An 8,144-nucleotide genomic window follows, 5' to 3' on the forward strand; every position below is an offset into this window, starting at 1 on the left:
CCACCGCCTTGAGCCCCGGGCGGGTGGCGAGGTTCGGCGCACCCCAGAAGCGGCGCAGGCGGTCGAGGTCCTCCGGCCGGTCGAAGCGCATATGCGCGGCGAGCTGGTTGGCGAGGCCGCCCACCTCCCGCCCTCCCATGGCATTGGGCTGGCCTGTCACCGAGAACGGCCCCATGCCGGGGCGGCCGATGCGGCCGGTCACCAGGTGGCAGTTGAGGATTGCGTTCACCTTGTCGGTCCCGGCGGAGGACTGGTTCACGCCCTGGCTGTAGACGGTGACGGCTCGCTCCGTCGTTGCAAACCAGTCGTAGAGGCGCGCGATGTCGGCGACCGCCAGGCCGGTGATGGAAGCGACGCGCGCGAGGTCGGGTGCCGTCTCCCGCGCCGCGGCAAGGGCCGCGTCGAGGCCGGTGGTATGCGCGGCGGTCCAGGCGCGGTCCACCGCCCCGGCCGCGTCGAGATGCGCGAGCAGCCCGGCGAAGAGCGCGACATCCGCGCCGGGTGCGATGGGAAGGTGGAGGTCCGCGCCCTCGGCGGTGGCGGTCCTGCGCGGATCCACCACGACCACCCGTGTTCCCCGCGCGGCACGCGCCGCCATCAGGCGTGCGTGCAGCACCGGATGGCACCAGGCGAGGTTGCTGCCGACCAGCACGACCAGGTCGGCTTCCTCCAGGTCCTCATAGAGGCCGGGGACCACGTCCTCGCCGAAGGCGCGGATATGGCCGGCAACGGAGGACGCCATGCAGAGACGCGAATTGGTGTCGATGTTGCCGCTGCCGATGAACCCTTTCATCAGCTTGTTGGCAACGTAGTAATCCTCCGTCAGACACTGGCCGGAGATGTAGAAGGCGACCGAATCCGGCCCATGGGCCGCGACCGTCTCCTGGAAGCGGGTGGCGACGAGGTCGAGCGCCGCGTCCCAGGACAGGCGCACGCCATCCGCCATCGGGTGCAGCAGGCGTTCGGAATCGTCCAGCGTCTCCGCCAGCGCCGCGCCCTTGGAGCAGAGCCGGCCCTGATTGGCCGGGTGCTCCGGGTCGCCCTTGAGCGTGCCATCGGCACGCGCCAGGACGCCGCAGCCGACCCCGCAATAGGGGCAGGTGGTGCGGATGTCCGCCGCGCCGCTCAACCTCGCCCCCCCAGCGCCAGCAGCACGCGCCCGGCCTCGACGCGGACGGGGATGCGGGGTGCGCAGCCCTTGTCGGGCGCGACCGCCTCGCCGCTCGCCAGGTCGATGACCCAGTTGTGCAGCGGGCAGGTGACGGCATGGCCGTGCACTATGCCCTGGGAGAGCGGTCCGCCTTTGTGCGGGCAGCGGTCCTCCAGCGCGAAGACGGCGTCGTCCAGCGCACGGAACAGGGCCACCTCGCCACGCGCGGCGGTGGCGACGACGCGGGAGCCCTGGCGAGGGATCTCCTCCAGCCGGCAGACCTCGACCCAGGCGGTCTGGCCCGCGATGCTTCCGTCCATGTCGCTCACTCCGCCGGCACGAGGGTGGAGAAGGCGCCGGCGTCGGCGCCCGCCGCGCGTTCGGCCCAAGGATCCTGCTGCGCGAAGCGCTGGGCGTGGAGGAAGCGTTCGTGCAGGGCGCGGCGACCCTCCACATCCTCCACGACCCGCCGGCGCACGTAGTCGATGCCGACGCGCTCCACCCAGGGCGCGGTGCGCTCCAGGTAGCGTGCCTCCTCCCGGTAGAGCTGGAGAAAGGCGCCGCAGTGCTCCAGCACCTCGGCCTCGGTCGCGACCCGGCACAGCAGATCGGTGGCGCGGACATGAATGCCACCATTGCCGCCGACATGCAGCTCCCAGCCGCTTTCCACCGCGACCACGCCGAAGTCCTTGATAGTGGCCTCGGCGCAATTGCGGGGGCAGCCGGAAACGGCGAGCTTGACCTTGTGCGGGTGCCAGGAGCCCCAGGCCATCCTCTCCAGCGCCACGCCCATGCCGGTGCTGTCCTGTGTGCCGAAGCGGCACCAGGTGGAGCCGACGCAGGTCTTCACCGTGCGCAATCCCTTGGCATAGGCATGGCCAGAGACCATGCCGGCGGCGTTCAGGTCGCGCCAGACATGCGGGAGCTGCTCGCGCTTCACGCCGAACAGGTCGATGCGCTGGCCGCCCGTGACCTTCACCTCGGGGATATTGTACTTCTCCACCACATCGGCGATGGCGCGCAGTTCGCGCGGGTTGGTCAGGCCGCCCCACATGCGCGGAACGACCGAGTAGGTCCCGTCCTTCTGGATGTTGGCGTGCATCCGTTCGTTCACGAAGCGGGACCGCGCGTCGTCCTCGTACTCGCCGGGCCAGGCGCAGAGCAGGTAGTAGTTCAGCGCCGGGCGGCAGGAGGCGCAGCCCTCGGGCCGGGTCCAGCCCAGGCGCAGCATCACCTCGGGGATGGTCTTGAGTCCCCGCGCCAGGATCTCGCGGCGGACATGGTCGTGCCCGTGCGATGTGCATTTGCACATGGGCCTCTCTCCCTCGGGCTTCGCGTAGCCCTCACCGAGCGCTGCCGCGAGCAGCGCCTCCACCTGCCCGGTGCAGGAGCCGCAGGAGGCCGAAGCCTTCGTATGTGCGCGCACGGCGTCCAAGGTCGTCAGCTTCAGCTCGGCGATGGCCGCGGTGATGCTGCCCTTGCAGACGCCGTTGCAGCCGCAGATCTCGGCCGTGTCGGGCAGCGCTGCCACCGCCGCCGCCGGATCGTGCGCCGGCGCGCCCTGGGCGGCAGTGGCGACCGCGCGGCCGAGGATCAGCGTGTCGCGCATCGGCCCGACCTCGGTGCCCTCGCGCAGGAGCTGGAAGTACCAGGGGCCGTCCGTGACATCGCCATACATCACGACGCCGGCGACCTTTCCGCCGCGCAGCACCAGCTTGCGGTACACGCCGCGCGCGACGTCCTGGAAGGTGATCTCCTCATCGGCCGGGTCGGCGGCGGCGAGGGCGCCGGCCGAGAAGACGTCCACACCGGTGATCTTGAGTCGGGTCGAGAGTGGCGGCGTGACATAGATGGCCGTCTCGTCGCCGGCGAGCTGCGCGGCGCAGATCTTCGCCTGCTCCCAGATCGGCGCGACCAGGCCGAATACCTGGCCGCGATGCTCCACGCATTCGCCCACGGCGAAGATGTTCGGATCCTCGGTGCGCAGGCCGTCATCCACGACAATGCCGCGGTTCACCTCCAACCCCGCCTGGCGGGCGAGGTCGATGTTCGGGCGGATGCCAATCGCCACGACGACGAGATCGGCCGGGACCTCCCGCCCATCGGCCAGGCGCACGCCGGTGGCACGGTCGGTGCCGGTGATCTCCTCGGTCTGGCCATTGGTGAAGAAGGCGATGCCCCGGCGATCGAGGTCGCGCTGCAGGAGCGTGCCCGCGGTGGCATCGAGCTGGCGTTCCATCAGCGTCGGCATCAGGTGGACGAGGGCCACCGACATGCCGCGGCGCCGCAACCCCCAGGCCGCCTCCAGGCCGAGCAGCCCGCCGCCGATGACCACTGCGCGGCGTCCCTCGTCGCGCGCCGCCGCGATCATCGTCTCGACATCCGCAATGTCGCGGAAGGCGCAGGTGCCGGGCAGGCCGAGACCCGGGATCGGCGGCGCCAGCGGCTTCGAGCCGGCGGCGATCAGCAGCCGGTCATAGGCCGCCACGACGCCGGAGGCCGAGGTCACCGTGCGCGCCATCCGGTCGATTGCCACCACCGGGTCGCCGGCAATCAGGCGGATGCCGTTCTCCGCGTACCAGTCGCGGCTGTTGATGACGATCTCCTCGAGCGTCTTCTCGCCGGCGAGGACGGAGGAGAGCGCGATGCGGTCGTAGTTCGGGTGCGGCTCGGCCCCGAAGACCGTGATGTCGTAGCGGTGGGGCGCGAGGCGAAGGAGATTCTGCACCACCCGCATCCCGGCCATGCCATTGCCGACAACGACAAGACGCTGCCGCGGCGCTGCGATCATGTTCATGGGCCTGTCCTCAGATCCGGGCGGCGCCGGCGGCCGCCGCGCCCCAGGTGGCGCGCCAGCGGCGCTTGACGCTGGTGAGGCCGAGCAGGGCCAGCAGGGCGAGCGCCGCGAAGATCAGGAACCCGGCCGCATAACCGCCGCTGATCTGCTTCGAGACGCCGAGGCTGGAAGCGAGCCAGAAGCCGCCCAGGCCACCGGTCATGCCGACCAGGCCGGTCATCACCCCCATCTCGCGCCGGAAGCGCTGCGGGACGAGCTGGAAGACCGCGCCATTGCCCATCCCGAGCGCCAGCATGGCCAGAACGAAGACGCCGAGCGCCATCCAGCTTTGCGGCAGGCCGAGGCTGACCAGGACCAGCGCCACGGCGGCCGCCGCATACATCGCGGAGAGCGAGCGCACCCCGCCGATCCGGTCCGCGACCATGCCGCCGATGGGGCGCACCAGCGAGCCCGCGAAGACGCAGGCCGCCGTGAAGTAGCCCGCCGTCACGGGCGCCAAGCCGTACTGGTCGTTGAAGTAGATGGTCAGGGAGGAGGCAAGGCCGACGAAGCCGCCGAAGGTGACGCTGTAGAAGAACATGAACAGCCAGGCATCGCGCGTGCGCAGCACGGCGAGGTATTCCGGCAGACGCTTGGGCGGCGGGCGGTCCGGGCTGTCCTTGGCGAGCAGCACGAAGACGGCAAGCGCAAACGTCAGCGGGATCGTGACCAGCCCGAAGACGTTCGACCAGCCGAAGGCGGCCGCAAGGCCCGGCGCGAACAGGGCTGCGAACACGGTGCCCGAGTTACCGGCGCCCGCGATGCCCAGTGCCGTGCCCTGGTGCTCCGGCGGGTACCAGCCCGAGGCGAGCGGCAGCGCGACCGCGAAGGAGGCTCCAGCAACACCGAGCACGAGGCCGACCAGCAACGTCTCGGCGAAGCTGTGCACGCCGAACCACCAGGCCGCCAGCAGACCCAGGATGACGATCACCTGGCTGATCAGGCCGGTGCGGCGCGCGCCCAGCCGGTCCACCAGCACCCCGTTCACCACGCGGAACCCCGCGCCGGCGAGCACCGGGGTGGCGACCATCAGGCCCTTCTCGGCGGGGCCGAGCCCGAGATCGGCTGAGATCTGCACGGCCATCGGGCCGAGGATCACCCAGGCCATGAAGGAGAGGTCGAAATAGAGGAAGGCGGAGATCAGCGTTGGCAGGTGCCCTGCCTGCAGGAAGCCCTTCTTCACTACCGTGACACTCCGCGGACCGCCTCGTGCGGCGCCCGCTCGCGGGCCGCCATTGGCCCACAGTTCGTGTCCTCAGGCCGGCGTGGCACCGGCCCGGCTGACGAGGACCCCCCGCCCTTGAGGGATCCCCTGGCTACCCTTACCGGTGGTCCCTGGGACCAGCCGGCGGTGCACGTACGGTCTAGCAAGGGGCATGCCAAAATGGTGCGCCGCAACGAAGGCGGCTTTCGCACGAGCATCTGGATGTGTTTGGCTGAAAATTAGGCGATCACTTGGCGGTATATGTGCAATTTGCGAGCTGAAAATGGTGTTCGCCGCCTTCTTGCTCAGGATGGCGGCGCCGCCACAGCTTCAGATCCAAGGATCTCGAAACGCGTCTCGTCGCAGAACGTGTCGGGCAGCATGACCAGCGGCGTGGGAGCCGCCGCCAGGCTCCAGGGCGCGTCATGGCCGCCCTCCGTCTTGCGGTCGGCAGTTGGCACCGGCATCCCCAGTTCGCGTGCCGCCTGGGCATAGAGATCCGGGCGGTAGACGCGCTCCGCGCGCTCCGCCGCATCGGCCGGCAGGCTCCGCCAGCGGGCCATCTGGGTAGCGAACCATCGCGCATGCGAACGCCAGGGGAAAGCGGCGGCATGCGCGGCGAAGACGGAGCGGTCCACCTCCCCGCCCGCCCCGCCGGCCAGTGAGGCGGCCACGAGTTCGGAGGGCACGCCCACCCAGTCCGATCCGGAGAGTAGCGCGGCGAGCGCGTCGGCACCGGCGGGCTCATCGCAAAGGCGTCCGGCGCGGAGCAGCGCCCGGAGCGCGGCTCGCAGGGTTGGGGCATACCGCTCCGCCCAGTCCGCTCGGACGGCGAGGCATTTCTCCGGATGGTTGCGCCAAATCGCCGAGGACAGCACCACTGCCCGCCCCACGCCCATCTGGGCCGCCACGCCTCCCCATGGGGCACCGGCGCAGAAGCCATCGATGCGTCCGGCAGCCAGCGCGGCGGGCATCTCCGGCGGCGGCACGACGCTCAGCTCCACCGCCGTCTCCGGATCTATGCCGCTGGCCGCCAGCCAGTAGCGCAGCAGCAGGTCGTGGGTGGAGAAGGCATGCACCACCGCGATGCGCGGGCGGAGGCCGCCCTCGACCAGGCGGCGCAGCCGCCGCCCTGCTTCCAGCGCCGGCGGCCGGATGCCACCGGACAGGATCGGCGCCGCCAGCGCCTCTGCCAGCACGACCGAATTGCCGTTCAGGCTCAGTGACATCGGCACGACCAGCCGAGCCGCCGCCGGGCGGAGGCCGAGTTCCATCGCCAGGGCGAGCGGCGGCGGTACGACCGCCGCGTCCAGCAGGCCGTAAGCAAGCTTGTCCGCCACATTCGCCCAGGAGGGCTCGACGGAAAGCGCGACCGGTGCGCCCTCCTCGGCAAAGATCCCGCGCGCGGCAGCAAGGGCGACGGGCGCGGCGTCCGTCAGGCGCAGCAGGCCGAGCCGCATGGTCTCAGCGCCTGCCCCGGTCCTGTCAGTCATCCTTGCAACTCCCCTCCCCTTCGGCTGCGCCCAGCAATTCGGTGGCGATGTCGACGACGCGGCGGCTGCGCTCCATCGCCCGGCGCCGGAGCCACCGGTGCGCCTCCGGTTCGCTCATGCGGCGGTGCTTCATCAGGAAGCGCTTCGCCTCATCCATCAGCACTCGCTGGCGCAGGCTGGCCTCCGCCCGGTGCAGATCGGCCTCGACCTGCCGGTAGCGGCGAAAGATCGCGACTGCCGTGCGCAGGATCGGCTTCACATCCGGCAGCGCCGCCCCCACCACGGTGTAGGAGGAGACGCCAGCCTCGACCGCCGCCTCCATGAAGGCGGGGTCGTCCACGTCCACGAACATGGCGACCGGGCGCGGGTCGTGATGTGTCGCGCGCAGGATGTCGTCCAGCGTGTCGCGGTCAGGGCGGGCCATGTCCACGATGACGAGATCGGGCGCAGTGCGCGCGATCGCTATGGGCAACGGCTCGCCCGGCTGCGGCCGGACCGTCTCGGTGACGCCGGCCGACGCGAGATGTGCCTCCAGGAGGCGTGCGCGCTCCGGCTCGGTATCGACAAGCAGAACTTTCACCTTCGAACAACCATTGCGCAGCTTTTCCGTGAGATCCATGCAAGGCTGGGGCCAAAATTGTGGAGCACTTCAAGGGGCCTCCCGGTCGTGGAGCCTCCGGTCGCGCCATCGTCGCGGTGGGACCTCCGGTGGCAGACGGCGAGATGCTCCGGGCCGCCTACAGCATGCTGATCATCCGGGCCGTATCGTCCAACTCGATGAAGAGCGTGAGGGAGGCCAGGGCCAGATCCGCCAGGTGGCTCTGCCGGCACCCGAGGATTGTCACCTCAGGCAAGCTGCTGACGCCCGGGACTAGGTCAGGCAGCTCCCGGAAGACCTCGGCTGCAAACTCCCGCTAGCCTACCGGCAACGCCGGGGCATGCTCCGGCAGGCCGTAGAACAGCAGCGCCTCGAGCCCGATCTGCCCGTCGAAGCCGACGATATCGATCTGGGCAAAGCCGGCCGCGCGGATGCATTCCCGCTTCACTTCCCGCCGCGACAGAGCGAATGGTGGCTCTCGCCGACACCACTGAGGGCAGCCGGCACACCGCTGCCCGCTGTTGCCACTGCAGGGCTTCGGGTCGTAGGGTCCGGCGGGTCGGGTCCTGCAGGCAGCGGCACACGGTTCGCGGCTTCTTCGCCGGCCTGATGAGGCGCCGGGGTACCATGTCCAGACACTGAAGCGCGTCCGTCAGGACGGGCCGAACAAGCAGGCCCCTAAGAGCCCCTGACATAACCGCCTGATCTGCTTCAGGCGGATGAGGGCGGCGGCGAGAGTGGTGAAGGCGAGGTGGCTGTCCTCGCGTCGTTCGTAGCGGATGGTGAGACGCCGGAAGCGGGCATCCAGGCCAGGGTCCGCTCCACCTTCCAGCGGTGTCGTCCGAGCCTGCGGCTGTCCTCGT

General features: G+C 70.4%; 7 protein-coding genes and 1 pseudogene. All 8 read right to left on the reverse strand.

Annotated features, from left to right (window positions below; genetic code table 11):
• Positions 1 to 1,129 (reverse strand): molybdopterin-dependent oxidoreductase (locus tag NJ376_RS20170; protein WP_252955090.1); only part of this gene is annotated, 1,129 nt, incomplete at its 3' end.
• Complete coding sequence (nirD, locus tag NJ376_RS20175) at positions 1,126 to 1,470, reverse strand: nitrite reductase small subunit NirD (protein WP_252955091.1); 345 nt, start codon at positions 1,468 to 1,470, stop codon at positions 1,126 to 1,128. The genes nirD and NJ376_RS20170, both read right to left, overlap by 4 nt.
• Positions 1,471 to 1,475: 5 nt before the next feature.
• Positions 1,476 to 3,947: a nitrite reductase large subunit NirB gene (gene nirB, locus NJ376_RS20180; RefSeq protein WP_456309626.1), complete on the reverse strand. Its 2,472-nt coding sequence runs from the start codon at positions 3,945 to 3,947 to the stop codon at positions 1,476 to 1,478.
• A 10-nt stretch (positions 3,948 to 3,957) separates the two neighbouring features.
• Positions 3,958 to 5,169 (reverse strand): nitrate/nitrite transporter, encoded by a 1,212-nt coding sequence (locus tag NJ376_RS20185; RefSeq protein ID WP_252955092.1) that lies wholly within the window; start codon positions 5,167 to 5,169, stop codon positions 3,958 to 3,960.
• 326 nt (positions 5,170 to 5,495) lie between these two features.
• On the reverse strand, positions 5,496 to 6,683 hold the full coding sequence (locus NJ376_RS20190; protein ID WP_252955093.1) for a CmpA/NrtA family ABC transporter substrate-binding protein: 1,188 nt from the start codon (positions 6,681 to 6,683) through the stop codon (positions 5,496 to 5,498).
• Positions 6,676 to 7,302: an ANTAR domain-containing response regulator gene (locus tag NJ376_RS20195; RefSeq protein WP_252955094.1), complete on the reverse strand. Its 627-nt coding sequence runs from the start codon at positions 7,300 to 7,302 to the stop codon at positions 6,676 to 6,678. Before NJ376_RS20195 ends, NJ376_RS20190 begins: the two co-directional genes overlap by 8 nt.
• 295 nt (positions 7,303 to 7,597) lie before the next feature.
• Entirely contained in the window at positions 7,598 to 7,729 is a 132-nt protein-coding gene (locus tag NJ376_RS28840) for a hypothetical protein (RefSeq protein WP_256476486.1), read from the reverse strand.
• Positions 7,730 to 7,933: 204 nt separating this feature from the next.
• Positions 7,934 to 8,144: pseudogene (locus NJ376_RS20200) on the reverse strand (transposase); the annotation flags it as partial.

Origin of the sequence: Siccirubricoccus soli, assembly GCF_024178315.1 — a bacterium.
Lineage (GTDB): Bacteria > Pseudomonadota > Alphaproteobacteria > Acetobacterales > Acetobacteraceae > Siccirubricoccus > Siccirubricoccus soli.

Bases quoted from the DNA above. Each gene is read 5' to 3' on its own strand.
- NJ376_RS20190 (WP_252955093.1), bottom strand. From the start codon at position 6,683: ATGACTGACAGGACCGGGGCAGGCGCTGAGACCATGCGGCTCGGCCTG.
- nirD (WP_252955091.1), bottom strand. From the start codon at position 1,470: ATGGACGGAAGCATCGCGGGCCAGACCGCCTGGGTCGAGGTCTGCCGG.
- NJ376_RS20195 (WP_252955094.1), bottom strand. From the start codon at position 7,302: ATGGATCTCACGGAAAAGCTGCGCAATGGTTGTTCGAAGGTGAAAGTT.
- nirB (WP_456309626.1), bottom strand. From the start codon at position 3,947: ATGAACATGATCGCAGCGCCGCGGCAGCGTCTTGTCGTTGTCGGCAAT.